Raw genomic sequence first — 25,461 nt, forward strand, 5'->3', positions numbered from 1 at the left:
TATCCTTAATTCCTTTCAATATTATTGTTGTATTCGGATTCATATACGCTATAAACAATCTAATAATTATTGTCAAGATAGCTGGTATTAAGAAATCAAAAGTTTTTTCTGCCTTCGTTGCAGAACGCAAATAATTCATTGAAACCTCTATCGGAAACTTATTTGCTTTCCAAAATAGATTTTCTCTTCATCCATCTCCATAATCGTATCCGCTTAACAAGCATTGTTTTATTTTGAACAGGTATTCGCTTATAAATATCGAAATATACAATAAGAAAAAACAATAAAATTGATTATTCTTTCGCTTCTTTGTCCATCCTTTTAAAAAATCTATTTTTTGGAAAAGGAGTGTTTATATGGAGAAACAGACACTTTGGAAAAAATTCAAAAAAAGCTCAGCAAACCTCGGGAAATCAAGCGTATATGAAAGTATTATTTTATACTACACAATGAGAAAAAAAGGGTTACCTACTAAAGCTAAATTCATAATATTAGCCGCTTTATCTTATTACGTATTAGCAATCGACTTCATTCCAGATATAGCTGCTATTATTGGGATTGGCTTATTAGATGATGTTTTAGCAATCGCTGTAGCGCATAAATTTGTAATGCGACATGCGGATGCTGAAATTCGAGAGAAGAGTAAAATAAAAATGGAATCATTATTTACTTCAGCACACATTTAACGAAGAAAGATAGGCTCTTACTTGTCTTTTCTCACTGCCTAACCATCATCTATAGCTTTTAAACAAATGATTTGAACAGTGTTAATACAGAAAAAAGAACTAAAATAATCTTTTAGTTCTTTTTTGTCAACTCAATTTATTTTTGAACAATAGTTAAAAGAGCCTATTTTAATTTACCAACTAAAACAGGCTCTTTACTAATTTAAATTTACAAGATCATCATCATTTTACGCTATAGTTTGCTACTTCAACAACATTTCTCTTTCATCGCTTTCATCATAGACATAGTAGTCTTCATCATTTCATCACATTCATTCATTTTCACCATCATTGCCTTATCCATTTCTACATCCATTTGCATCATGTTATTCATCATCATTTTCATACACTTCATTTCACACATCATTTTTTCCATAGACATCATCATGTTTGTTGTTTCTACCATCATAGTTTTTTCCATATTAACATCCCCCTAGAATTTTTATGTTACAAGTATAAAAATTCCTTTTCGTTTTTCTAAAACCTTCTTAGTTTACCTCATACAAATATTTATCAATATATTTCCCTCTCAATTCGTCATTGATTAACTTTATTTATTGTCACGCTGAAACGTAAATATAATAAAAAGCATCTTATTATAGATGCTTCCTTGTCTAACAATTAAATTATTAACACTATGAAACTCCATTTGTTTCGTAAACATAGGGTAAATCTATTATTTTTATAAAATTCATAAATCCAACTATAACGTATTATAGTTTTATTCATATACTGTAGTAGATCACTAGAAAGGAGGCGTATATATGGAAAGTTGTATTGTGTTCGTAAACGGCCAACCTTTTTTAGTACTCACAGTTGCTGGCATCGAAATTGCTAGATTGGAAATTACTCTTCAAGTAGCACTAGCTTTGAGAGTTCTCGGTATTCCAATCTGTGGGTAATTCATTTAAGTAAGTTTAAAAGAGAGCTTTCGCTCTCTTTTAAACTCTTGTCAAAAAATGCACTTCTATACACTTAGCAAGTGTGACTCATAGCCTTGTAGAAATTATATAATAAATATACAAGCATTTACGTTAAAAGAACTTTCTTTAACACACACATCTGCAAACAATTTAACATCCTCTTCATATCACGTTCTTTATAGTGATTCAGACATGCTATTTGAATCCAGTTATTCTTTTGTAAATACGCTGATTCATAATGAACAATATATCCTTGTAACGCTAACGCATCACCTAGCGCCTTAGAAGACCGATCTTCATTTAATTGAATGGTAACTATAATTGGCGCGGCATGTTCTTTAGGTGAAACAAGATTTAAACCCATATTAGTAATAGCTTGTTCAATATATGTATACGTCTCTTTTATTTTTTCAAATACCATTTCATCTTCAAATATTTTTAATGCTTCTTGCAATGCATAAATTAAATTCCATGAATGGGAGTATGGGATACTTTCATTTTCTTCGTACATACCAATGTCCATATAAGCAGGTACTGCCTCGTTTACTTTTACAATGTGGTTATGAAAAACGAAAGATAATCCTGTATATGATTTAATCGCTTTTCCGCTAACACCACTTGCAAAATATACATCCTTCAAATTTATTGGTATTGCTCCAATTGAGCTTATACAATCTACACATAGTTTCATTTGATATTTTTTACAAAGAATGTTTAGTTCTTCTAAATTATTTAACATTCCAGTTGATGTTTCATGGTGAACAAACCAAAGCCATTCATAATTTCCAGTTGCCATTATTTTTTCTAATTCTGTATAAATAAACGGCTCTGCCATTTCTTTTTTATACGTATCAAAATTTAAATGTGCACGTTTTGCCTGCTCAATTAATCTATTACCGAACTCCCCGTTCGCTAAAACTAGTCCTTTACCTTTTAATGAACGTAACTGTAAAGCAATTGCATCATTCGCTAACGTTCCTGTTCCTAACATAAGTTGTACACGTTTTGCTTTCGTTATTTGAAGTAATCGTTTTTTTACATTTTCTATCGTCACTTGAAATGACTTAGAACGATGCGAAATAGGCTTAGTAGAAAATGCCTTTCGAACATTTTCTTCAATATCCACTGGACCAGGTAAAAACGTATATTCTTTCGTCATAATACCTCCAACACTCGACTCTTCAAACATAGCTGGGGTAACATACATTGGCTGGAAGGCTGCTTCTTCAGTACCAACTAACGTATGGAAAGATTTGAATCCCATTTGCTCATATAAAAGTAGTTCACGTGTTGTAGCAGAAATGAGTGCCAATTCATATCCATTTAGAAGCAAATAACGATGTAAAAAGCGAATTAAACCTAATAATGCTCTTCCATTTCGATATTCACGTTCTACTGAAAGTAAACGAATTTCATATACATTTTCTCCATGTTCTTGCAAATAAAAATCTAGATTTGGAATTTTATAATCTAACGAGAATGGTCGTTTTCCTCGCAATGCAACCATACCTACTAACTTATCGTCATCTAAACAAATTAAATATGTATTTTCTTCATGGAAACGATCTATACGAACACGATCTTTCGTTTCTTCATGTTGCGGAATTTCTTCTACAAATGTTTTATAATTCAATTTATGTATACTTTCAAATTCCCAAGCTTGATCAGCAACTTTATAAATTAACCCCATGTTGTATCTCCTTTATGTATTTAATAAAAATTATAAGTGGAGATTAACTCCACTTATAAAAAGTTCATTTCATTCTCGATTTACATATAAAATAAGTACAATGATAAGTGCACTTAAAATAGTCGTAACAATAGAGTAAGAATACAAAATCATGCAAACTGGTAAACAAGCGATTGTAATTAGTCCGGGCTTAGTAAATCCTTTAAAGATTAAATAAAATATAATGAAAACAGCAATAAGAGTAAGCGCTATCAAATAATCAAATGCAATTAACCCTCCAATAAATGTTGAAATGCCTTTTCCGCCCTTGCCTTTAAATAAAATTGGGTAAATATGTCCAAGTATAACAGCCAGTAAAGCTAACATTACAAATGTAGAATCTTCGAAAAGGTATTTTGCAATAGAAACTACGATTGCCCCTTTGATCGCATCACCTAAAAATGTAGCGACGAAATACCCTTTTCCATATACGCGCCCCATATTTCTTGCGCCAGGATTACCACTTCCTTCTTCACGAATATCAACATTATGTTTCCATTTCGTTACTATATAAGCGGTCAATATGTTTCCAAATAAATAAGAAGCCACCAAATACAAAAATTGCATACTATTAATCATGTAATCATTCACTTTCTACATGGGAGTACTTATACAATATTCAATGACTATGTATATTGTACTTTTTCTTGCTTTACATCCCTTTGTATATTTTAACATCATATTTTTACAAATCATACAAAAATTCTCATACTTCTATTTTATAAAATATACACCCTTCATTAAATGATATGTTCCTTTCACTGCCATTTCTGATGGTGATACGAATATAACTTCTCCCATACTTTTCTCACAGCATTTCTTAAATTCAGCATATATCTCAGGAACGAAACGCAATATACTGCCACTTACTGCAATTAAAGGTGATAAATCAAACTGCATCTTGTTGTAAATATTCACCGTAATTATCGTTAATTCCTTAGCCGCTTGCAGAATAATTTTATGTGCATCATCATTCCCATTCCTCGCTTCCTCTATAATTAATGGTGCAATTGCTGCAACTTTATCTTTTGAAGAACTATATACTAGTTTTTTTATATGAGATGATGTTAAAAGTCGAAACTCGTCTTGAATCCTTAAGCTTAATGGACAAAGTCTAACTCCTTGATCAAATTGATTTGCCATTCTCTTTAAACCTTGTAACGCAATCCAATAACCGCTTCCCTCATCCCCTAAAATATGTCCCCATCCACCGCTATACTCGTACACTTCGTCTTTCTTTCCTATACAAATTGCACCTGTACCACCTATAGTTAATATTCCATTCTTACCTTTTAAAGCAGCTGCATGTGCAATCATTGCGTCATTAAAAACTTCAATTTTCGTTTCATATTTCTTTATTAATCGTAATGTTAATTCATTTGTATTCGCTCCACTTATACCCGCTAACCCTAAACAAATACAAACGCAGTGCCCATCTATTAAAGCTTTCTTGCATTGATCGATCGCCTCCATAATATGCGAAACTGCTTTTTCATAATCTATTAATATATTTCCAAACCCACTCGTACCTCTTACAACTTCGTTTCCGTCTTGATCAAATGCAATTGCTTCTGTCTTCGTGCCCCCACCATCTACTCCAATCATATACTTCATATGTTCGCCTCATTTTCATCATCTTATTGGAGGGAATGTTATATTCCCTAAAACTACAGATTGCTTTGCACCTGTTGCGCTTGGCACATTACTCGGATTACGATGATGCGTTTCGTTTGCTAATATCGCAAAGGCAATTGCTTCTTTCGCCTCTGAAGAATAGCCTATATCTTCTTGAATGAATATCGCGCACTTTTCTTCCTTCAATCCATTTCGTATCATTTCAACAAGTGTACGATTATAACTGCCCCCACCACCTAAAATTACTTCATCGATTTCATAATACGGCAGAATAAACTCCTTATAATGATGAACAATTGAACTTGCTGTAAACATCGTGACAGTCGTCAAAAGATTTTCTTTACCATGCTTTTCAAACCGCTTCAATAATTCACTTACAAACTCTTCTCCAAACTGTTCTCTACCAGTTGATTTCGGTGGATTCATTTTCAAAAATGGATGGTTCATACAATATGTCAAAATTTCATCTACAACTACTCCTTGTTTTGCAATCCTACCATTTTGATCATATGGCAACTGAAATAATCTTTGACATACATCATCGATTACCATATTTCCTGGGCCAGTATCAAAAGCAATAACACTCTTATCACTTAGATGACTTGGTACTACTGTAACATTACCGATTCCGCCAATATTTTGTAGTAATCTATTTTTAGTTTGATGACGATACAAAATGACCTCTGAATATGGCACAAGTGGTGCACCTTGTCCCCCTGCTGCCATATCCATCGTTCGAAAATTAGAGATAACCGTTGTATTCGTTTCATATGCAATAACTGCTGGTTCTCCAATTTGCAATGTCGAAGAAATACTATTGCCTTCTTGCTTTGGCTGATGATAAATCGTTTGTCCGTGAGAACCTATTAAATCTAATTGTTCCAATGACAAATCAGCCTTTTTACAAACTTCCTCCACAGCATTGGCAAAACATAAACCAAGCTTAAAGTTCAAACTGCATATCAATTGAACATTAGATGTATCAATTGATAAAGCCTGCAGTATCTCATTTTTTATATCCTTACAAAATGGAACAGTAGTAAAATGAATGAGTTCGACTTTAGAATCTACACCGTTTCCTTCTACATGAACGAGCGCTACATCTATTCCGTCTAACGATGTACCGGACATTATCCCTGCAATATACATAATATGCATGCCCCCTATTCACTAAAAAACAATTATGTAAGTAAACAACGTACAACCTACAGAAAACAATATAAATCTAAAAAACAACTGTGCTTTCGATGCAAACGATCCATCAATGAAAGAAACAACTACCGTAAGCAAAATACTTGCCGCAAAGCTTGTAACGAGCCATATACTATGCATTTGTGATAGATTTAGCATTCTTAATAAAGGTACGAAAAGTAAATTTGCACATATCACTCCAAATAACAATAAAAATACACCTTTATAGCTAAATTTTATATTCATTCTATTTCACCCTCTCTGGACTTAATGTGAAAGAAGTGATAGACAAAATGCCTATCACTCAAAAATAAAATATAAAACTTACGGATTAACAGATTCCCCATCACCATTTTTCTCAATTTCAAGCATGTTTTTGTCGTACATTTTAAAGAATGGTAGGTAAATAAGGAATGATATTGCTATATTTATAAAAACTAATACTACTGCACGCCAATCTCCACCTGTGGCTAAATACGCGCCAATTGGAGCTGGTAATGTCCATGGAGGCATTATATGTGTTGGTGTAACAAACCCCATCGCAGTTGCTGAGTATGCAATAGTTGCTGTTACGAGTGGTGTAATGATAAATGGGATAATTAAAATTGGGTTTAGTACAATTGGCAATCCGAAAATAACAGGTTCATTAATATTAAAGATACCAGGCACAATACAAGTTCTTGATAATGCCTTCGAATATTTTGATCGACCAAATACAATCATAGCTAATACAAGTCCTAACGTCGCACCAGAACCACCAATCCATATAAACCATTGGTATAATGGTTCTGGTGAAATGAATGGCAACTGATTTGCTCCACTAGCAACTGCTTCACCATTTTTCCCTAAGTATACTTCCCATAATGGCCGAGCAACAGTTCCAACAACCGACACACCATGGATTCCGAATGACCAAAAAAATATGATTAAAAACACTGGAATGATTACACCGAAATAACTATCACCAGCTTTTACTAACGGTGCTGCTAATTTATCAACAACATGGTGTAAATCAATACTAAAAACGACAGTTACTAAACTCATTAAAATAATTACGAATGCAGCAGGTATAAGTGCTTCAAACGAACGTGAAACAGACGGCGGTACTTGTTCTGGCATTTTAATCATTACATTTTTCGTCTTACAAAATCTTAAAATCTCTACTGATAAAATAGATACAATCATCGTTACGAATAATCCATGCCCCCCGAGATTTGTCATCGGAAGCATAAATCCTTTTTTATCGATTAATTCGGGCGCCAATGTTAAAAGTAGTGAGCATACTGCTAACTGTGCCCCTGATAAAGCATCTAACTTATAACTTTTCGCTAAATTGTATCCTATACCAAATGCTATATATAAAGACATAATAAACATCGTTAAACGATATGGTATTAATATACTTGTTTGATTTTTCAATGCCCAAACTGATATGAAACTATCTTTCGGTAATGGTGGAAATGCTACTATTAAAAAGAAACTCCCTACGATAATAAATGGTAACGCCGAAATAACTCCATCACGGATTGCTTGTAAATGCCTCTGTTCAGAAAGCCTTGCCATCGGTCCAGATAAGTTTTTATCAAGAAACGTGACAAACTTATTCATAACGCTTCCCCCTAACTAATTAATTCATTTACAGTTTTTAATAAAGTCGGTCCACCAAGCGGCGTGTATGCTTGCGGCGGAATAATACCGCACGGAATAGATTCTTGTTCTGTAAGTTTTTTTACAGCGTCAAATCGATGTCTAACTTGAGGTGCAACCATTACAACATCCCAACCATTCTTTACTTCTTCCTCCACCTCACTTGTTCCAATAGCATGCACTTCCATGTTCATACCTTTTTTCTCTGCTTCTTTTTTTAAAGCGTTTACAACAATTGCGCTGGACATTCCTCCAGAACAAACGAATAAAACTTTCATTATTGAATCCTCCTATACTTATAAATTGTTTCTTTCAAATGAAAGAAAGTTTCACTTTACTAACAAGCATATGAAGAAATGAAACGATTTAGTTATACTGAAAGTAAATTTCACTAAAAATATTTTTCCTATTAAATTAATGTTTCAATATTTATTTTTCTCAATTGCAGGGCCAACCTAACATCATATATTATTTTAAATAATCGTATAATAGGGAGGCGTATAAATGATTATGAAACGTTTAGTAATGATGTGCTGTATCGTCATATTGTTTACTCCTTTCTCTTTCATTTCCCCTCACTCTACTTATGCTGAAGTAAATACTACTTACAAAAAACATGAATTACGCGCTGTATGGCTAGCATCTGTTCTCAATATTGATTGGCCTTCAAAAACTGGCTTACCTATTGAAAAGCAGAAACAAGAATTTATAAGACTATTAGACGATGTAAAAAACACTGGTATGAATGCAGTCGTTGTACAAATTAAACCGACTGCTGATGCTTTCTATCCTTCAAATTACGGTCCTTGGTCTGAATACATTACGGGTACACAAGGAAAAGACCCTGGATACGACCCGCTCGCATTTATGATTGAAGAAGCACACAAAAGAAATATAGAATTCCACGCATGGATTAATCCATACCGAATAACGATGAATCACACTGATATAAATCGATTATCAAATAATCACCCTGCAAGACAACATCCCGATTGGGTTGTACCTTACGGCGGGAAGCTATATTACAACCCTGGTATTCCAGATGTGAAAAACTTTATAACGGAAGGCGCTTTAGAAATCGTAAAAAATTATGATGTTGATGCAATTCATATGGACGATTATTTTTACCCTTATAAAGTAGTTGGCGAAGAATTTCCTGATCAAAAAACATTTGAATCATATAATAATGAGAATTTTTCAACTATCGAAGATTGGCGTCGCAATAATGTAAATGAACTCGTAAAAGGTTTAAATACTGCTATAAAACAAGAAAAATCATACGTGAAATTTGGCATTAGTCCATTTGGCGTATGGCGAAATATAGCTGACGATCCAACTGGCTCTAAAACAACCGCAGGTCAAAGAAACTACGATGACCTTTATGCTGACACACGTGAGTGGATACAAAAAGGGTACATTGACTACATTACACCTCAAATATATTGGAATATAGGTTTCACACCTGCTGCATATGATATATTAGTAGATTGGTGGGTAAAAGAAACAAATAACAAACCGATTCACCTATACATCGGTCAAGCGGCTTATAAAATAAATAACAACTCTGTGCCTGCTTGGTCTGAGCCAGAAGAATATCCAAAGCAAATCGCTTTAAACCATCAATATCCACAAATAAAAGGTAGTATGCATTTCAGTTTAAAAGATATAAATAACAATCCACTTGGAATTAAAGATAGACTCTCAAAAGACATATATAAACACCCTGCATTAATTCCACCTATGCCTTGGCTTGATCATGATCCGCCAAAACAACCTACTTTAAAAGGTGCCATTCCAAGAGATGAAGGTATTGCCGTGGGAATAATTGACAATAGAGATAATGACTCTTCTTATTACGCCATTTACCGTGTGAATGGAAAAAATGAAGTGGATATACAAAACCCAAAACATTTACTTACTACTGTAAGAAAAACAAAACTTGGAGAAATTTACGTAGATAAAACGGCTATTTCTGGAGAAACGTATACGTATGTGGTAACTGCAGTTGATCGATTGCATAATGAAAGCATTCCTTCTAGTTTTACTACCGTTAAGGCAAAATAAAATCTCAAAAAAAACGCCTTAAAGCTGAGAAATACTTAGCTTTTAAGGCGCCTTTTTTATTTATTCTTAAACTTCTCAGTCGCTGCTCTCATCTTCACATTCAAATCATGATCAATGGAGTCGCGAATATCACGCTCTACTACTTCCATTTCTTTTTGGAAATTTTGCAAGTATATTTTTAGTTCTTCTTCTTTTTCAGGACGTTGTGATGGTGGTAATTGTACCACTAATGATAACATCGCTGTTAAATCTTTCATTAAGAACGTTTCAAGTTTATGTTGTTGTTCAAACATGCGTTGTTCTTGATAGTACGGCAATGCATTTAATACTGAAATTGTAATGTCATCAACTGTTCTTTGTAGTGAAGGATTAATCGAGCGTTTATATGCTTGAATTGTATTTAATGCATCTGGATATCGATCATAGAAATACAATTTATAAAACGATAAGTCTGTCGGTTTTACAGTTTGCTGCGTTTCTTGTCTTAAGAAATCTTTCACTTTCATCGCGGCCACATCGATATCTTCATTTGTAAGCTTTTTCGTTGTTTTTGCCATTACATGCACTTTTTTCTGTTTTTCTTTCGGTAACATTGAAAATACTTGTTCTCTCGTACGTTGACCTGATGTACAGAAAAGAGTATTCAATGTATGTTGTTCTTTCTTTCCTTCCGTACGAATCCAGCGATAAAAGAGTGGATGTTGCGTAAACTCTTGTAAAAACGGTGTCGATTTGTTTGATAATTTCTCAATGGAATCTTGTGCTCTCTTATATGGTTTCGTCCATGAAAAATAAAGTTTACGTCCGAAGTATACAACTAAAACAACGACAGTAAATGCGATTAAAAGTAATGATCCTAATAGTAATAATACTCCTTGAATGAAACTCATTTTTTCACCTCCTCTAAAAGTCTGTTATTTCCTTGGACGCTGAATGAGTTTCTGCTTCATCTCATCATTAAATGTATCTAGTTCAATTACAAATTTCTTACTAGACTCAATAATACGTTCTGACGATTTCTCAGATGCTTCAATAGCGGCAAATACATTTTGGAATGATTCACGCAATTTATCCATGCTAATTGCAGGATTTTCTAGGAGTTTTGTTGTTTCTTCTGTATTTTGTTTTAATGCTTGTGAATTGCTTAATACCATTGATTCAATCGCTTCATTTGTTGCATTAACAGCATCAATTGTTTTACGTTGATTTGTTAATGCGAGCTGAATTGCAGCTGAAACCGTTATAACGTTTTGCGTCATCGTAATTGCATTACGAATTGCCTCTGATAGCTTTTCATTATTTTTCTTAATGATGTCTACAGATGCGATAGATTGTAATAATACACTTTTTGCTTGTTGCATATTACGAGTACGCACAAGTATCTTTTCTAATGCATCATTTATTAACGGAATATCCCTTTGACGTTCTGGATTTTGTTTCTCAGCTTCAAGCATACCAGCAAGTTTTCTTCCTAAGTATACTTGTTTATCAAGAGCGTGAATTTTATCGTGTGATTGCTCTTTTAACATTTCAAGACCAACCGTATCCTCTTGCAAGTTATCACGGCCAATGAGAAGTGATCTTATAATCTCCTCGATTTGCTTATCTATAGATTGATATTTATGCACGTAATTTTCAAGCGGATTTTTCTTAAACACTTTAAACATAAGTTTCTTCATACCAGTTGCTTTTAATGAGTTTGGATCAAGTTCTGATACCACTTTTCGTAATTCTAACAATGTATTTGGAATTTCTTCATTCTTTCCATTCATCATCGCTGTCACAGGACGTTTTAAAGCTGATAGCGTTTGTCCTGCCGCTTGCTGCTCTTTATCCCCTAAGTCTCCAAGCTGCGACAATACTTTTGATAAATCTGTATTTTGCTCGCTATTTAACTTTTGTACATAAAGATCTGCTTCTTTATTCAGTTCTTCAAGTTCTGCATCTTTTATTACTGTATCCACTACTACTTCTACATTATTATCTTTCACAATCGATACAGGTTCTTTTTTCTCGAGTTCAGTCAACAAAATCGCTCCTTTATTTATATGTGCGAATTTATGTGCACTATATTTCATCTAATATATCGTATTTCATATACATTTTTGCTTGCTTGAAATCGATTTTTCAAGAAATACCTGCTTATGCAGTCATTCCCTGTTTCATAGTATAAGTATACCTGTTCTCGTCATTATTTTCCTCAGACTTAAGACCTAGAGAACAACATACTGAAGACGGATTCTTCATAGCTTACCTTACTTATCACCACTGACTATTAATTTGAAATTCCATTTAGTTACCTTCTTAAATTCATACAATGCTCTATCTTTTGACATATACTATCTTTCAATGTGATAATTATATTAGGTCCACTTCTAATTATTCTTCCGCGCAACAAATGCTCCCTTTTGAAAAGCTAATAACACGGTTTCAAACGTAACGTCTTCTTCAATCATCTTTATAAATCCAGCTAATTCCCCCGCATGAGAAGTTGCATTATCAATTACAAGAAAACCTTTTGGCTCTAAAATACGTTTTATATGTTCCCACCACCACATGTATTGCGTGCGCTCTGAATCTAGGAAAATAAAATCAAATGAACGATCTACTTGCGAATCTAAAAATGCCCCAGCCTCTTGATTATGAATATCGATTCTCTGTGTAAGATTTGCCCTTTCAAAATTTCCAAGTGCCTCTCCAACCCGTTCTGAAGAAAGTTCTACAGTTATAACATTTCCATTTGTTTCTTCTACCGCATTTGCTAGCCACAATGTAGAATAGCCATTTGAAGTTCCAATTTCTAAAATTTTTTTTGCATTGCAGCCCTTTACTAATACTGATAAAAACTGCCCCATTTCACGAGAAATATTTCTTAATTTTTCTTCTCTTTTTTCTTTATGTCGATCATGCTCTTCTCCATATTGTTCAAGTTGCAATAATAATGAATCTAGAGTATTCATTTTCTCCATCGCCTTTCCAAGCAATATGATGAAAAAGTACATGATGCCCGTCTACTTTTCATTATATGCGAAATGCACACCTTTTTCCTGTTATACGACAAAGAATTAAAATTTTTTATAGCATATTGTTTCGTTTTTTGGTAAAGTTAATTTCTACGTGCAATTATTTAATTCACATTATTTTACAATCAGTTTTCAATTATAAGATAATCTAAACCCCATTTAAATGAATCGGTATTTCTAATTCAACTAAGCGCCCTTTTCGGACGCATTTTCTTTTGTTTATATATTTCTGTAAGAAAGGATGCTTACACATGAACGTGATTAACTTAGATGCTGCTAGAAGACGTAAACAGCATAAAAAACTAATGATAACTATACCGATTATTAAACGCATTTATGAAGAAGACGGGGAAATTAAATTCGAGGTAGCCGGCGAAAAAGATGTACCTCTTGAAATGTTAGAAAAATAAAAAAAAAGACGCACTTCTAAAGAAATGCGTCTTTTTTATACTATTACATTTAAGTGCATAAGTTTTTCTGGATTAACCATCATATAAATGTTTGAAATTTTCTCATCCTCAAATATGAATGAAAGTACATACGTCACTTTATTATTTATTGTAACTATAACGCCTGGTGCACCATTTACTATTTTGAAATCAACACTATACTTTTCTGGCAATCGTTTTGCAATTCCAAAGAACAAACGTATAATTTTATCTGCAGAATAAATCGGATTAATTGCAGTTGTAACTTTACCACCACCATCTGCTTTAAATATCGCATCTGTTTTTAAAACTTCTAACATGCCTTGCGTATCCCCACACTGCAATGATGATACAAATTTCTCCACGTAAGCAGCCATCTTCTTCGTACTTAATGTTGACTGCTTCGGCTTATCTAAAATACTTTTTCGTGCACGTTGAAAGATTTTTCGGCAATTCACACTACTCTTTTCTACAATCGAAGCGATTTCTTCGTAGTCATAACTAAAAACCTCTCTTAATATGAAAACAACCCTCTCTACCTCAGTCAGTTGTTGTAAAAGTAATAAATATGCCGTAGAAATTGATTCTTTCATTACAAATGACTCTGATGGATCATCAATCTCTTCCACAAATGGCTCTGGCAACCACATTCCGACATATACGTTACGTTTATGTGCTGCCGAACGTAATTTGTCAATTGAGCGATTTGTTACCATTTTACATAAATAGGCTCTCATATTTTCTATAGATTGAACGTCCTCCATATTATTAAACGATATAAATACGTCATGGACGATATCTTCAGCATCCATAACACTCCCAAGGATTCTATATGCTAACGAAAATAATAATGGTTGATACGCTTCATATAACTGCTCCGTTTCCATGATGAACTGCCTCACTTTCAAATTTCTTTAAAATGTGTAACGCTGCACGTTTCCCGCTTGCTACCGCAGCATCAGCTAATATTTCATCATGCCCAGCCCAATCTCCTGCAACGTAAACACCTGGCATTTCAGGTATACTAGGGCCTGGTTTTTCAACACGGTCAATACGAGGAAAATCATGTACTACCGTAATTTTCGGTAAATATTGCTGTGCAACAACTTCTCTTTTCCAATTCGGATGTAACAATTCCATCATATTTTCTAACTGTTCTTTCTCTTCTTGAATATGATTCAGTTCTAGTACAGGGTTATGGTATTTAATTAGACTCACTACAATTGATCCATCTTCACTCAATTTAGCTGCTCTCGATTGATTCGTGAAAAATATAGGTTGATCCAATCCCAATGCAAAATGATGCAAAGGATTCGGTAATTGTTTTAAACCAATATCTAACGCTGCCACGGTCACTTGTGTAGATTGTTCACTCCATTTTTGCAAACTTGTTCCTTCTGTACCTTTTATAATTTTACATGCCTCTTTCGGTGGAGTTGTTACAATAACTGCCCCAGCTTCAAATACTTCATCGTCAAAACAATGTATTCTTTGTTTTCCTTCACAATGCTCTATTTTTAAAACATGCTTTTTAGCCAGAAATTGTACACCACTAGTATTCGCTATTCCTCTTAAATTTGTTATTATCGTCTCCCAACCACCATCTACATAAAGTACTCCTTCTTTCATAGAAAGCTGTATTTGCTTTAGTACGGAAGATGCTAATTGTATTGTAGGAGCATACGTATATGTTGTTGTTCGGCATAATGCATAAAATATATTTCGAACCATTGGATCTTTAATTTCATTTTCTGCCCATGTAGTTAGGCTTATTTTCGGAACTTTTTCTAAATCTAAGTTTCCTAAATGAATCATAAGACGAGCGAACTGTACTTTTGCAGACCATGAAAGTAACGGTGTTGATAAAATAGAGCGAAAATCTGTTGGAATGGTATAAATATCCCCTTTCCATATTCCATGTGCTTTTGTAGATGGGATTCCACCTGGAAGATTTACTCCTAGCTCATTAAAAGTTATAAACGCTTCTCCACCTCTATATAAAGCATGTGCACCAAGATTCATACAAATGCCGTTTTTATTTATAGTCATCCCTCGACCACCGAAGTGACTGGACTTTTCTAATACAATAACTTTCCTTCCAGCTTTCGCTAAATATATAGATGCTGTTAATCCAGCAAGCCCACCACCAACAATTGCTACATCAAAATGTTTCATAATAAAATCCCTCCTTATCCGTTCTACATACAAGACGAACGATTAAGGAGGGATGTGACATGAAAATATATTTTTCCTTATCTATTTTATTTCATTATTTTTTTATTCTGTCATATTGCATACGAAATAACTCAATTGCAAATGGAATATCCTCTTCACTCTTTATATAATAACTTATCCATCCTGATTCAGGTAATACGTGATGTGGTTTCACCAATCCTTGGCTCACTAATTCATCCCGCTTTACCTTTGGAAATGGTAAATCAACTAACTTATCGCCATGCAAATGACCAAGTTCTTTCTTACCATAATTTATTTCAATACCACCAAATCGATGCGGTTTTTCAGAAACACCTGCCCAGCCAAGTACTTCATTTCTAATCATTTCACTAAATGACATGAACCTTCACCCCTTTTTAATGATTGATGTAATATTAAATTAACATGTTCATTACTTTTTTCCATCAATCCAAAGTATGAATGGATATACGAATATAGTTTAATCTCAATATCTTTATTTTTTTACACACTTAAAACAATTTCAAAGGGTATTTATTCTATTATATAGAATTATTATTAAAAATAAATTTAAGGGATGGATATATATGAGCAAGGTATTATTACAAAAGGCAAATTATCTACGATCTGATGAATTAAAGCTTTTGAAAAAAGCTATACATTTTGCAGAGCAAGCACATGATGGACAATACCGTCAAACTGGAGAACCATATATTATTCACCCTTTCGCGATTACAGAAATACTGCTAAATTATAAAGCTGACATTACAACATTGATTGCTGCTTTATTACACGATGTTGTAGAAGATACCGAATACTCTCTAGAAGAAATTGAATCACATTTTGGTGCGACTATTCAATATATTGTAAATGGATTAACAAAAGGAAAAAAACTACAAGATCAAAACAAAGTATTATATGAAGCAATTAATTTCAAAAAATTACTAGTATCCTCTCAACAAGATATACGTGTTGGCATTATTAAAGTTATAGATCGCCTTCACAATATAAAAACATTGAGTGTTAAAAAACCCGCAAAACAAGTAGCTTATGCGAATGAAACATTAACACTATTTGCGCCACTTGCAAAGCGATTAGGGTTATATACAATCCAGCATGAATTAGAAAATCTTGCTTTTCAATATCTACATAAAGAAAGATATACTGAAGTACATAAATTTTTAACCGAATATGTGCCACACCTTCAAAAAAATATAACTCATTTAAGAAAAGGAATACATTCTTTTTCTAATACAAACCTTTCATTTGAAATAAACTATGAGTTTCCCCCAGTATATACTGCATATTCACAATTACAAGAAATACAAAATGTATCAGGTATTTCACAAATTTGTATTACAACTACAAGTTTACTAGATTGCTATAAAATTCTTGGAATAATACATCAATTATATAAACCAACTATAAACTATTTCGAGGATAATATAGCACTTGAAAATAGCCATTTTAATAACAACTTAAAAACTAAAGTCAATATGAATGATGCTGAACAAACAATTATCATTCAAACACAAATAGCAAAAACGTTGAAAGATAACGGTATTTTTTCTTTATTGAATGATAGAACTGCAAATATTCAAGCAATATCTTATAAAATAATGGATGATACAATTGTGAATAACAATTTATTAACTACAGATCCAATCACTTTCCGTAGTTTAGTATCGTATGAACTATTTGAAAATACTATTACAGCTTATACTACAGATTTACAACCAGTTTATTTACCTGATGGTGCTACAATCATTGATTTTTCTTTCTCTGCATTTCCAAAAATTGCACATAGCATGAAAAAAGTAAAAGTAAATGGGATGCCTGTTCCACTTAAAACAAAGATATCTCATTTAGACGTAATTGAAATCCATTTTGATTTAAAACAAAACTTGGCAATAGAATGGCTAAATTACGCCAATACTGCTAAAGCACAATTAATGATTCATCAAAAACTATCTTAAATAAAAGGCCAATTCCTTTCTATAAGGCATTGGTCTTTTCATATAACGTAACCATTAAAATATACGAAATAAATTTCAATATTTTTACTCCTAACCTAACATCAATAATTCCGACTTTCATTAGTTCGCTCTAATTTTTATCCGTATTTACATTATGAGAAATAAGAAGCACAACCTATATTCTTTATAAAACAGGTGAATTTATTATGATACAGACAAATGCACATAACTAACACTAGGCACATATCCTAAAGTTGTATCCATACTTACCTATAGAAAGGCGGGTAATACAATTGACTTCTAATATCGACTACACTTCCCCCTCAACTAATTTCACTCATGATTTAAGTAAAAGTAATTTTTTTAAGAAAGATGCCCAAAATTATATAAATGTACTTGGCATAAAACAATTAAACACTTTAGAAAATACTTCTTTATTAGATATTTATTTAAGTACAGGCAACGTTGTAGAACCACATATTCATCAAAATGCAGCTGAACTTGTTTACTGTATTTCAGGATCTGCTGTTGTTTCTTTACTTAATCCATTTACGAATCAAATATTAAACTTACCGATAAAACCAGGGCAAGTTGCCAACATTCCACAAGCGTGGTGGCATTATGAAATTGCTTCAGCAGATAATACTCATTTATTAGCTATATTCGACGCCCCAACCCCAGAAGTTATTTTTGGTTCTGATATTTTAAGATTAACTCCCGCTAATATGATGGCTCATACTTATTGCCTCAATGAACAACAATGGAAACAAGCAGTATCCCCAATTCAATCCACTACGGTAATTGGTCCTCCCGGAAACTGTAATCAAAACCGCGACATGATAAATCAGTCAACTCAGCCCCCTACTCAACAACAAAATCTATATTACCAAGATTCTTATTACTTCCCTCTATACTGGGGGTATTAATTAGTATCATTTTAATAGAACCACCATTTATCTCCTCGGAAAATATCGAGGAGATTTTTTATCGTAACAATTAATAGAGTACATACATATAATATTTATATATTTAATTGGAGGTGATAGTACTATGAGTAATTATAACTATCGAAAAAACTACTCTAATAATAAAAATAGTAGCTCTTCAGCATCCTCTCAATCTTCGAACTCTCAATCTTCCGATTCCCAGTCACAAAGAGATTTAGCCGAGCAAGGCTATGTAAAGAAAAAAGGATGTAACTGTAATAAAAATAAATAGTTTATTACTAATTTGAGCAATGACATTTCACCGCTCATGATTAACAATTTAACCCACTAGTATATAGTTTATTTAATGGATGAATTCTGTTTTTAATAGAATTCATCTTTTTTGTTTATATGTAATTTTTCAAACCATATAACTTATTCCATAAACAATAAAGTGCAAATCATAAATTTTAATTTTTCTTATATACCAACTTAACAAAGAGTAACTTTTCAATTGATTTATTTCTAATTTCCCACAAAAAATATAGCCCCACCTAATAAAATTAGGTGGGGCTATATACAAATGCCTGTTTAAATTTCAAACAAACATTGTAACAAGTTAGACGATATTAATACCTGCACTTACAAATCCAGCAACTGCAGCTATTGGACTAGCAGCTGTTAATGAAACATATAATAATACTTTATCCCCAGCGGCTACCGGAATTGCTTCAGGTATGATACCTGATGCTGTAGCACCAATCGCTATTACAGCAAATGCTGGTGCTAATAATAAAGGTGCGCCCTGTACTGTAAACGTATTACTTGCTGCTGGTGCAGTTAATATTTGTATCTGCACTTGAACAGGTGATAATGGAGCTAATGCAGCTGTTGCACTAAAGAAACCTGCTAATGACGTAATAGTCCCTGCACGTGGTGCTACAAATGCATAAGAACCTATCCCTAACGCTAATGTGATACTTGTTCCACCCGTTAAAGCAACTCCAGGCTGACTAAATCCAAATCCAAGAAGAGTTCCTGTATTAGCTATTAACGCGTTAACTAACGCAGATGGTGTTGTACCTGAAGCAAACGGAATAATAGCTCCGCCACCTGTTGCTCCTGTCGCTCCTGTTGCTCCTGTCGCTCCTGTTGCTCCTGCTGCTCCTGTTGCTCCTGTTGCTCCTGTCGCTCCTGTTGCTCCTGTTGCTCCTGTTGCTCCTGTCGCCCTAAGCTGCTCCTGTTGCTCCTGTTACTCCTGTTGCTCCTGTTGCTCCTGTTGCTCCTGTCGCCTCCCGTCGCTCCTGCTCCTGCTGCTCCTGCTGCTCCTGTCGCTCCTGTCGCCCTTATTGCTCCTGTCGCTCCGCCTCCTGTTGGACCTGCTGGACCTGTTGGACCTGTTGACCTGTCGCCTCTGAGTAGCATTGATTAATTGAATTAATAAATTAAAAGAAGTTGTAAAGTTGCAGAATCAACATTTGAGTTGCAGGATATAGGGATAAGATCTAAAGCGAAGAAGAATTGTGCAAGGGCGCTATAAAATTGCTGCAATAATGTTGACAATTGTCCTAAATTAGGTGCTGGAGATTGTAATAAAACTATAATACTTTGAGTTAATTGTTTCAAAAAATTAACTTCTGGAGAAGGTAATAAGGAATTTAAGAAAATTAAAATTGATTAAATAAATCGAGTAACGCTAATCTTGTTTGCATTACTTGATTTGCAAAAAATGCTGAAATAGCTGATACTAATGAGTTTAGTAAAGTAATTAATTGACTTAATTGTTCCCTAGTAATAGGAACTGACTGTGGATTTTTACAAATACCGAAGTTGAAAAACAATTGGATTGCAGTTATTATGACCAAAACAATTATTATTTGACATTTATTTCCTCCTTACTTTTCTTATAGCTGAGTGTTTTCCTATTCTAAGAACTATAAAAGATACGATTGTAAAAAGTAGTTGAGTTATATCTTTCTCTTAAAACAGGGAAACATGAATTATAATCAAACTTGAAACGTAATTTAATTATGTTCATGACTCACATATTAATTATATGTTTTTAATAATTGACTGCTTAGATTAAACACCTAAACTTAAGAGTTTATTTTATTTTTCCACGTTTATCTATTAGGTCCAAAAGCACATTTTCATTTAAAAATTAAAACATAAATAAATCATTAGCATATATTCTACAAGTAACAACATCATTCTTTCAACTAATTAAAATGATATCTTTACTAATATTGTGTTCCTTCTATAATCATGAAGCCGTTTCTATTATAAAAACTTTCATACAATATAGTGGACAAGTTATTCTATACTTCGTTCAAAAAATAATTAAAGGAGTGAAATTTAATTGCCAATTATTCAACCATTTATCGCTTCTAGAAGATTTACATCTACACTAGGAGCTGGAACAGGAACAGGTGCAGCTTTTGCAATTGCTGCAACAGCTTGTTTAAACGATGCCGGTACTACTGCAACTGCCTTTCCGACTTTTACGTATTACAACCTCTATGTAAACGGATAATTCAACCTAGCGTGAACTCCAGTGTCACCACAGGTCCTACTGGTGCTATTACAATTCCTGGCGGAGATGTATTAGACGGTGGAATCCCAATAACAATTGAATTTATCGTCACTTAATTTTAACTAATGTAATTTAGAACAAAAAAAGACAGATTCCTTTTCCATTAAGAATCCGTCTTTTTTAATTAATAATAATAAATTGTAGGATAATTGAAGATCCCTTGTGAGGGTGGTTCATCATCTAATAAAGTTAACTGACCAGCTGTAACTTCATAAAAAGGTTGTGGTTGAAGAATTCCATTTATAAATAGATTAATATAAGAAACTTCACTTGGTGATAAGATTTGTGTTGTACCGTATTGTGCTATACCATCTGCATTAGTATATATAAGTTTTTCCCCATCTGAAAAAGTAAAATATAATAGGTTTGTTGCTGGGATTGTTCCCGGTATTCTGCTGCTCGGTTATTCCTGTTTCTCCGGTTGCTCCGGTTACTCCGGTTACTCCCGTTATTCCTGTTTCTCCCGTTATTCCTGTTGCTCCTGTTGCCCCTGTTTCTCCCGTTATTCCTGTTTCTCCGGTTATTCCGGTTGCTCCTGTTTCTCCGGTTGCTCCGGTTGCCCCTGTTTCTCCTGTTATTCCTGTTTCTCCGGTTGCCCCTGTTTCTCCCGTTATTCCTGTTTCTCCGGTTGCCCCCGTTTCTCCTGTTTCTCCTGTTTCTCCTGTTACTCCTGTTGCTCCGGTTGCCCCTGTTTCTCCCGTTATTCCTGTTACTCCGGTTAACTCCGGTTACTCCGGTTGCTCCGGTTGCCCCTGTTGCTCCTGTTTCTCCTGTTGCTCCGGTTGCCCCTGTTTCTCCCGTTATTCTGTTTCTCCTGTTTCTCCTGTTACTCCTGTTACTCCTGTTTCTCCTGCTTCTCCGGTTGCTCCTGTTGCTCCGGATGTCTCTGTTTCTCCTGTTTCTCCTGTTACTCCTGTTTCTCCTGTTACTCCGGTTGCCCCTGTTTCTCCGGTTGCTCCGGTTGCTCCGGTTGGAAAATTAATAGACGGAAGAGGTGGAAATGTAGGACCGATATTTTTAGAATCCATAACTTCCTTAGACATTGGTAATTTGTCATATCGATTCAAATTTGCATCTCCCTTCTATAGTATTTATTAAATGTTAGATGTTCCGAAATGTTAAAAGAATTATCTAAAAAAACACTATTAATCTCTCGATTAAAATCTTTGTACAAAATCAAATTTAATGTAACTTACTAAAAATGAATGTATTTTAAACAGCATGCCGTTACTATAAAAATTATTATTAATAGAATATATGAAAAGTATCTCCTTTATCATAAAAATGAGATGATTTTAATTAAAAATAAAGATAGAGAAAATCCCCAAAATAATGACGTACAATTATCCTTCCTTATAGACTAACTAGTCCTACTGGTAGTACTGGACCAATGAGTAATACCGGAGCATAAACGTTACAACAAATTCTATGTTTGCAAATAATACAGTGGATGGAACAGTTTCAGTTGTACTAGGGTGGTACTAACATACTACTTTCAAACAATCAAAGCCTTGATAGCTTTGCAGTCAATAGTGCGAATGATTTATTTACAGTGCCTGTAACGGGACGTTATTATTTTTCTTATCAAATTAATACTACAACTGCACTTCTTGCGGGTTCAAGACTACTTTTAAACGGATCTACATCACTTCTGAGCTCAATTCTATCTCCTGCCTTATCTACTTCAAGTTATAATAATAATTTAATTACAATATTAAATGCAGGTAATACTATTTCTCTTCAATCATTCGGTCTCTTATCAATTGTCAATTTAGTCGGTGGTGGATCAACTGGCGCCCCTCTAACAATTATACGAGTTGATTAATAAATGATTCATTTTTTCTTCTTAGCTTTAAATGTCATTCCCCTATATAGATAGTAGAAACTATCTATACTAAATATTCCGGATAAACATTATCAATTTACTCTATACGCTATCAATGTTAAGTTATTTATGAAGACAGTTTCTCCTTTACTAATCATCTCAATATGTATTTGAGAAACATTCTCCAATCCTATACGCGAGAGAAATACTGTGTTGACACTCAAATGAGTGTCTTTTTTTGTAAATTGTAATAAATAAAACCATCTCTTATAGATGGTTTTATCAAAACATATCTCTTTATATTCTAAATAAAATAGCAAGTTTATGAAGCTGGATAATAAATGGTCATACTTAACCGAGTTAGCGTTCGTCCGGAATTATGATAAGAGTGCGGTCTATCCGCCTTAAAGCGAATTGAATCTCCGCTATTTAATGTATATTGACAATCATTTATTTCAATTGTCAATTCTCCCTCAAACACCGTTATAAATTCTTCGGTCCCTTCTTTATGGCCTTCCGAACTTAATTTTCCTTCCTTTTCAATTTCAACCGTATAGATTTCAAAGTTCCTATCATCTTGAAAAGGAAAAGAAGGATACACTTTATATCTCCCATTGTCTTCTGATAATATTTGAACATCGTTTCGTAAAACCACTTTCGTATCAGGCTGTGGATTATTAATTAAAGACGTAAAAGACACTTTTAAACCATTCGCAATTTTCCATATCGTTGTTAGTGTCGGGCTTGAATCTCCTCTTTCAATTTGTCCAATCATCGTTTTACTCACACCCGTTAATTGGGAAACCTTTTCTAAACTTAATTTTTCTTTCTCACGTATTGCTTTTATATTTTTCGCCAAAATAAGTTGAATTTCTTCCATAAAAAAACACTCCTATACTATATACAACATAACGACCGTTATGTATAATAAAAAGCACACGTTATATTGTTCTTTTCGGTCATTATAACACACGAAAAATACTTAGGGGGTTTTGAAATGCCTTTATTTTCTTTTTTATTATTTGTTTTTATTAGTAGCTTCACACCCGGTCCTAACAATTTTTTAGCTATGACATACGCAAATCAACTTGGTTTGAAAAGGAGCATGCAATTTTGCTTTGGAGTAGCTTTCGGTTTTTTCCTCCTCACTTCTTTATGTAGTTTCTTTAATATCGTACTAATTAATATTTTACCCAAAATCGAATTACCTTTAAAAATTTTAGGAGTAGCATACATGCTATATCTAGCTATTAAAATACTCATTAGTAAAGGCAGTACAGATCCCGATGAAAAAGATAATAAAAACTTATTTACAGTGGGGATTTTTCTTCAGTTTGTTAACCCTAAAGGGATATTATTCGGACTGACTGTAGTTTCTACTTTTATTCTCCCTTACTACAATTCATATTCTAGTTACCTTCTTTTTTCATTATTTTTAGGAGTAGTCGGTTTAATGAGTACATTTAGTTGGAGCCTATTCGGTTCAATGTTCCAAAAACTTTTATTAAAACATAACCAATTCTTTAACATTATTATGGCAGTTTTATTAATTTTTAGCGCTATTTCAATTGTTATCAACTAACTCCATAACCATCCCAATTCTTAATTTAACAGTCAATCCGAAATAAATAATTATCCTTACACCTATCATCTTTGTTTTTCTAGTTTTAAGGTGGGAACCTTCTAGCGATAAGATTCCCACCTTATCGTACTAAATAAGAAGTATGCTATATAAGGAGGAGGTTTTCATTAAGACTACTTTAAGTTCTCATTTTTACAATGAAGAATATTTACTTCCATGGTGGTTAATGCATCATACAAAACTATTTGATCACGGTATTCTAATTAACCGAGGATCTACTGACCGTTCAGTGGAAATATGTAAGTTATTTGCACCTCATTGGGAAATTCGCAATTCAAAAGTAGTAGAATTTGATGCCTATCTAGTTGATCAAGAAGTTATGGAAATTGAAAAAGAAGTTACTGGATGGAAAATGGTATTAAATACGACAGAGTTTCTTTGGTGTTTTAATAAAGAACAATTCTTCACTTCACTTAACTCTAATGGAGGGAACAAGTTTTCCATTAGAGTTATAAAGATGATCGATGAACGTTATCACGGTATTTTAATCCACCCCAGTCCCAATCTGCTTTATCCCAACGGTAGATTACTTCACAATATTTTTCATGGTGACTACAGAGTCGGCAGACATGGCTCACATTATCCATATAGCATTTACATGCAGCCTGCTTTCGTTTTTAAATTTTTTTATAGTCCATGGAACAAGGCTATGAAAAAAAGAAAATTACAAATTGGACCCACTCTTTCTAAACATAGTGTACAGCGTGGTTTAGGTTCTCATCATTTAACAACACTTGAAAAATTAGAAAAAAACTATACGCACTATGTGACCTTAACTACTGATCTTCGGTTAATCCCAGAATATCAAACTGTATTTCCCGATCTATGCTTTCCTAACTATTAATATCGTAAAAAGGTTAGCTATACATTTCTTATATTTGGGTTGACTGAAACAAATTCTACAGAACATACATCTAAATTTTTTCTCTTATTCTCCTAAA

At 33.5% G+C, this 25,461-nt stretch carries 24 protein-coding genes and 4 pseudogenes; 11 read left to right on the forward strand and 17 right to left on the reverse strand.

Going from position 1 to position 25,461, the window contains the following annotated elements; translation table 11 throughout:
* Positions 1-356 precede the first annotated feature (356 nt).
* Positions 357-686 carry a YkvA family protein gene (locus NSS74_RS11715; RefSeq protein WP_002141768.1) on the forward strand — a complete coding sequence of 110 codons (330 nt, stop codon included), beginning with the start codon at positions 357-359 and terminating at the stop codon, positions 684-686.
* Between the two features lie 247 nt (positions 687-933).
* Here NSS74_RS11715 and NSS74_RS11720 read toward each other — a convergent pair whose 3' ends face one another.
* Entirely contained in the window at positions 934-1,146 is a 213-nt protein-coding gene (locus NSS74_RS11720; protein WP_000416118.1) for a hypothetical protein, read from the reverse strand.
* 343 nt (positions 1,147-1,489) lie between these two features.
* Here NSS74_RS11720 and NSS74_RS11725 point away from each other — a divergent pair, with 343 nt between their 5' ends.
* Positions 1,490-1,627, forward strand: a complete 138-nt coding sequence (locus NSS74_RS11725) for a DUF3956 domain-containing protein (RefSeq protein WP_002127410.1) — start codon at positions 1,490-1,492, stop codon at positions 1,625-1,627.
* 127 nt (positions 1,628-1,754) lie between these two features.
* Here NSS74_RS11725 and NSS74_RS11730 read toward each other — a convergent pair whose 3' ends face one another.
* The 7 genes from NSS74_RS11730 to NSS74_RS11760 all read right to left on the reverse strand — a co-directional run bounded on the left by NSS74_RS11730 (position 1,755) and on the right by NSS74_RS11760 (position 8,128).
* Positions 1,755-3,338: an aminotransferase class V-fold PLP-dependent enzyme gene (locus tag NSS74_RS11730; RefSeq protein WP_340813634.1), complete on the reverse strand. Its 1,584-nt coding sequence runs from the start codon at positions 3,336-3,338 to the stop codon at positions 1,755-1,757.
* Between the two features lie 69 nt (positions 3,339-3,407).
* Positions 3,408-3,956 carry a glycerol-3-phosphate 1-O-acyltransferase PlsY gene (plsY, locus tag NSS74_RS11735; RefSeq protein WP_002085555.1) on the reverse strand — a complete coding sequence of 183 codons (549 nt, stop codon included), beginning with the start codon at positions 3,954-3,956 and terminating at the stop codon, positions 3,408-3,410.
* 135 nt (positions 3,957-4,091) lie between these two features.
* Positions 4,092-4,991 carry a BadF/BadG/BcrA/BcrD ATPase family protein gene (locus NSS74_RS11740; protein WP_002141766.1) on the reverse strand — a complete coding sequence of 300 codons (900 nt, stop codon included), beginning with the start codon at positions 4,989-4,991 and terminating at the stop codon, positions 4,092-4,094.
* An 18-nt stretch (positions 4,992-5,009) separates the two neighbouring features.
* Positions 5,010-6,161 (reverse strand): anhydro-N-acetylmuramic acid kinase AnmK, encoded by a 1,152-nt coding sequence (gene anmK / locus NSS74_RS11745; RefSeq protein ID WP_002141765.1) that lies wholly within the window; start codon positions 6,159-6,161, stop codon positions 5,010-5,012.
* 21 nt (positions 6,162-6,182) lie between these two features.
* Positions 6,183-6,449 (reverse strand): hypothetical protein, encoded by a 267-nt coding sequence (locus tag NSS74_RS11750; protein WP_002136308.1) that lies wholly within the window; start codon positions 6,447-6,449, stop codon positions 6,183-6,185.
* Between the two features lie 78 nt (positions 6,450-6,527).
* Complete coding sequence (locus tag NSS74_RS11755; protein ID WP_340813636.1) at positions 6,528-7,811, reverse strand: PTS sugar transporter subunit IIC; 1,284 nt, start codon at positions 7,809-7,811, stop codon at positions 6,528-6,530.
* 11 nt (positions 7,812-7,822) lie between these two features.
* On the reverse strand, positions 7,823-8,128 hold the full coding sequence (locus tag NSS74_RS11760; RefSeq protein WP_000865888.1) for a PTS sugar transporter subunit IIB: 306 nt from the start codon (positions 8,126-8,128) through the stop codon (positions 7,823-7,825).
* 226 nt (positions 8,129-8,354) lie between these two features.
* Between NSS74_RS11760 and NSS74_RS11765 the strand changes: the two genes are divergently transcribed.
* On the forward strand, positions 8,355-9,914 hold the full coding sequence (locus tag NSS74_RS11765) for a glycoside hydrolase family 10 protein (protein ID WP_002141762.1): 1,560 nt from the start codon (positions 8,355-8,357) through the stop codon (positions 9,912-9,914).
* A 56-nt stretch (positions 9,915-9,970) separates the two neighbouring features.
* Here NSS74_RS11765 and NSS74_RS11770 read toward each other — a convergent pair whose 3' ends face one another.
* From NSS74_RS11770 to NSS74_RS11780, 3 genes are all read right to left on the reverse strand, one after another.
* Positions 9,971-10,804, reverse strand: a complete 834-nt coding sequence (locus tag NSS74_RS11770; RefSeq protein WP_002035109.1) for a DUF3974 domain-containing protein — start codon at positions 10,802-10,804, stop codon at positions 9,971-9,973.
* 24 nt (positions 10,805-10,828) lie between these two features.
* Positions 10,829-11,941: a toxic anion resistance protein gene (locus NSS74_RS11775; RefSeq protein ID WP_002085564.1), complete on the reverse strand. Its 1,113-nt coding sequence runs from the start codon at positions 11,939-11,941 to the stop codon at positions 10,829-10,831.
* A gap of 348 nt (positions 11,942-12,289) precedes the next feature.
* Positions 12,290-12,883 (reverse strand): O-methyltransferase, encoded by a 594-nt coding sequence (locus NSS74_RS11780; RefSeq protein WP_002085565.1) that lies wholly within the window; start codon positions 12,881-12,883, stop codon positions 12,290-12,292.
* 305 nt (positions 12,884-13,188) lie between these two features.
* On the opposite strand from NSS74_RS11780, the gene NSS74_RS11785 reads away from it, so the two are divergent.
* Positions 13,189-13,347, forward strand: coding sequence for a hypothetical protein (locus tag NSS74_RS11785; RefSeq protein WP_002085567.1), 159 nt, complete (start codon positions 13,189-13,191; stop codon positions 13,345-13,347).
* 35 nt (positions 13,348-13,382) lie between these two features.
* Here NSS74_RS11785 and NSS74_RS11790 read toward each other — a convergent pair whose 3' ends face one another.
* The 3 genes from NSS74_RS11790 to NSS74_RS11800 all read right to left on the reverse strand — a co-directional run bounded on the left by NSS74_RS11790 (position 13,383) and on the right by NSS74_RS11800 (position 15,940).
* Complete coding sequence (locus NSS74_RS11790) at positions 13,383-14,252, reverse strand: sigma-70 family RNA polymerase sigma factor (RefSeq protein ID WP_002141760.1); 870 nt, start codon at positions 14,250-14,252, stop codon at positions 13,383-13,385.
* Entirely contained in the window at positions 14,230-15,540 is a 1,311-nt protein-coding gene (locus tag NSS74_RS11795) for a phytoene desaturase family protein (protein ID WP_002141759.1), read from the reverse strand. The genes NSS74_RS11790 and NSS74_RS11795 overlap by 23 nt, the downstream gene beginning before the upstream one ends.
* Before the next feature lie 94 nt (positions 15,541-15,634).
* Positions 15,635-15,940: a luciferase domain-containing protein gene (locus NSS74_RS11800; protein WP_002035104.1), complete on the reverse strand. Its 306-nt coding sequence runs from the start codon at positions 15,938-15,940 to the stop codon at positions 15,635-15,637.
* 205 nt (positions 15,941-16,145) lie between these two features.
* Here NSS74_RS11800 and NSS74_RS11805 point away from each other — a divergent pair, with 205 nt between their 5' ends.
* The 3 genes from NSS74_RS11805 (at position 16,146) to NSS74_RS11815 (ending at position 18,752) form a co-directional block, all read left to right on the forward strand.
* Positions 16,146-17,534, forward strand: a complete 1,389-nt coding sequence (locus NSS74_RS11805) for an HD domain-containing protein (protein WP_340813637.1) — start codon at positions 16,146-16,148, stop codon at positions 17,532-17,534.
* Positions 17,535-17,827: 293 nt separating this feature from the next.
* On the forward strand, positions 17,828-18,460 hold the full coding sequence (locus NSS74_RS11810; protein WP_002141757.1) for a cupin domain-containing protein: 633 nt from the start codon (positions 17,828-17,830) through the stop codon (positions 18,458-18,460).
* A 124-nt stretch (positions 18,461-18,584) separates the two neighbouring features.
* Entirely contained in the window at positions 18,585-18,752 is a 168-nt protein-coding gene (locus NSS74_RS11815; RefSeq protein ID WP_002085580.1) for a hypothetical protein, read from the forward strand.
* 327 nt (positions 18,753-19,079) lie between these two features.
* Here the strand turns inward: NSS74_RS11815 and NSS74_RS11820 are convergent.
* Positions 19,080-20,344 (reverse strand): annotated as a pseudogene (locus tag NSS74_RS11820) (exosporium glycoprotein BclB-related protein).
* Positions 20,345-20,819: 475 nt separating this feature from the next.
* On the opposite strand from NSS74_RS11820, the pseudogene NSS74_RS11825 reads away from it, so the two are divergent.
* A pseudogene (locus NSS74_RS11825) lies at positions 20,820-21,109 on the forward strand (DUF4183 domain-containing protein).
* Between the two features lie 64 nt (positions 21,110-21,173).
* Here NSS74_RS11825 and NSS74_RS11830 read toward each other — a convergent pair.
* A pseudogene (locus NSS74_RS11830) lies at positions 21,174-22,096 on the reverse strand (DUF4183 domain-containing protein).
* A gap of 347 nt (positions 22,097-22,443) precedes the next feature.
* On the opposite strand from NSS74_RS11830, the pseudogene NSS74_RS11835 reads away from it, so the two are divergent.
* A pseudogene (locus NSS74_RS11835) lies at positions 22,444-22,878 on the forward strand (BclA C-terminal domain-containing protein).
* Positions 22,879-23,200: 322 nt separating this feature from the next.
* Here the strand turns inward: NSS74_RS11835 and NSS74_RS11840 are convergent.
* On the reverse strand, positions 23,201-23,758 hold the full coding sequence (locus tag NSS74_RS11840) for a helix-turn-helix domain-containing protein (protein WP_002141752.1): 558 nt from the start codon (positions 23,756-23,758) through the stop codon (positions 23,201-23,203).
* Positions 23,759-23,875: 117 nt separating this feature from the next.
* On the opposite strand from NSS74_RS11840, the gene NSS74_RS11845 reads away from it, so the two are divergent.
* Positions 23,876-24,460: a LysE family translocator gene (locus NSS74_RS11845; protein ID WP_002141751.1), complete on the forward strand. Its 585-nt coding sequence runs from the start codon at positions 23,876-23,878 to the stop codon at positions 24,458-24,460.
* Positions 24,461-24,602: 142 nt separating this feature from the next.
* On the forward strand, positions 24,603-25,364 hold the full coding sequence (locus tag NSS74_RS11850) for a glycosyltransferase family 2 protein (protein ID WP_002141750.1): 762 nt from the start codon (positions 24,603-24,605) through the stop codon (positions 25,362-25,364).
* Positions 25,365-25,461 lie beyond the last annotated feature (97 nt).

Origin of the sequence: Bacillus sp. FSL E2-8868, from assembly GCF_038005505.1 — a bacterium.
Taxonomy (GTDB): domain Bacteria; phylum Bacillota; class Bacilli; order Bacillales; family Bacillaceae_G; genus Bacillus_A; species Bacillus_A mycoides.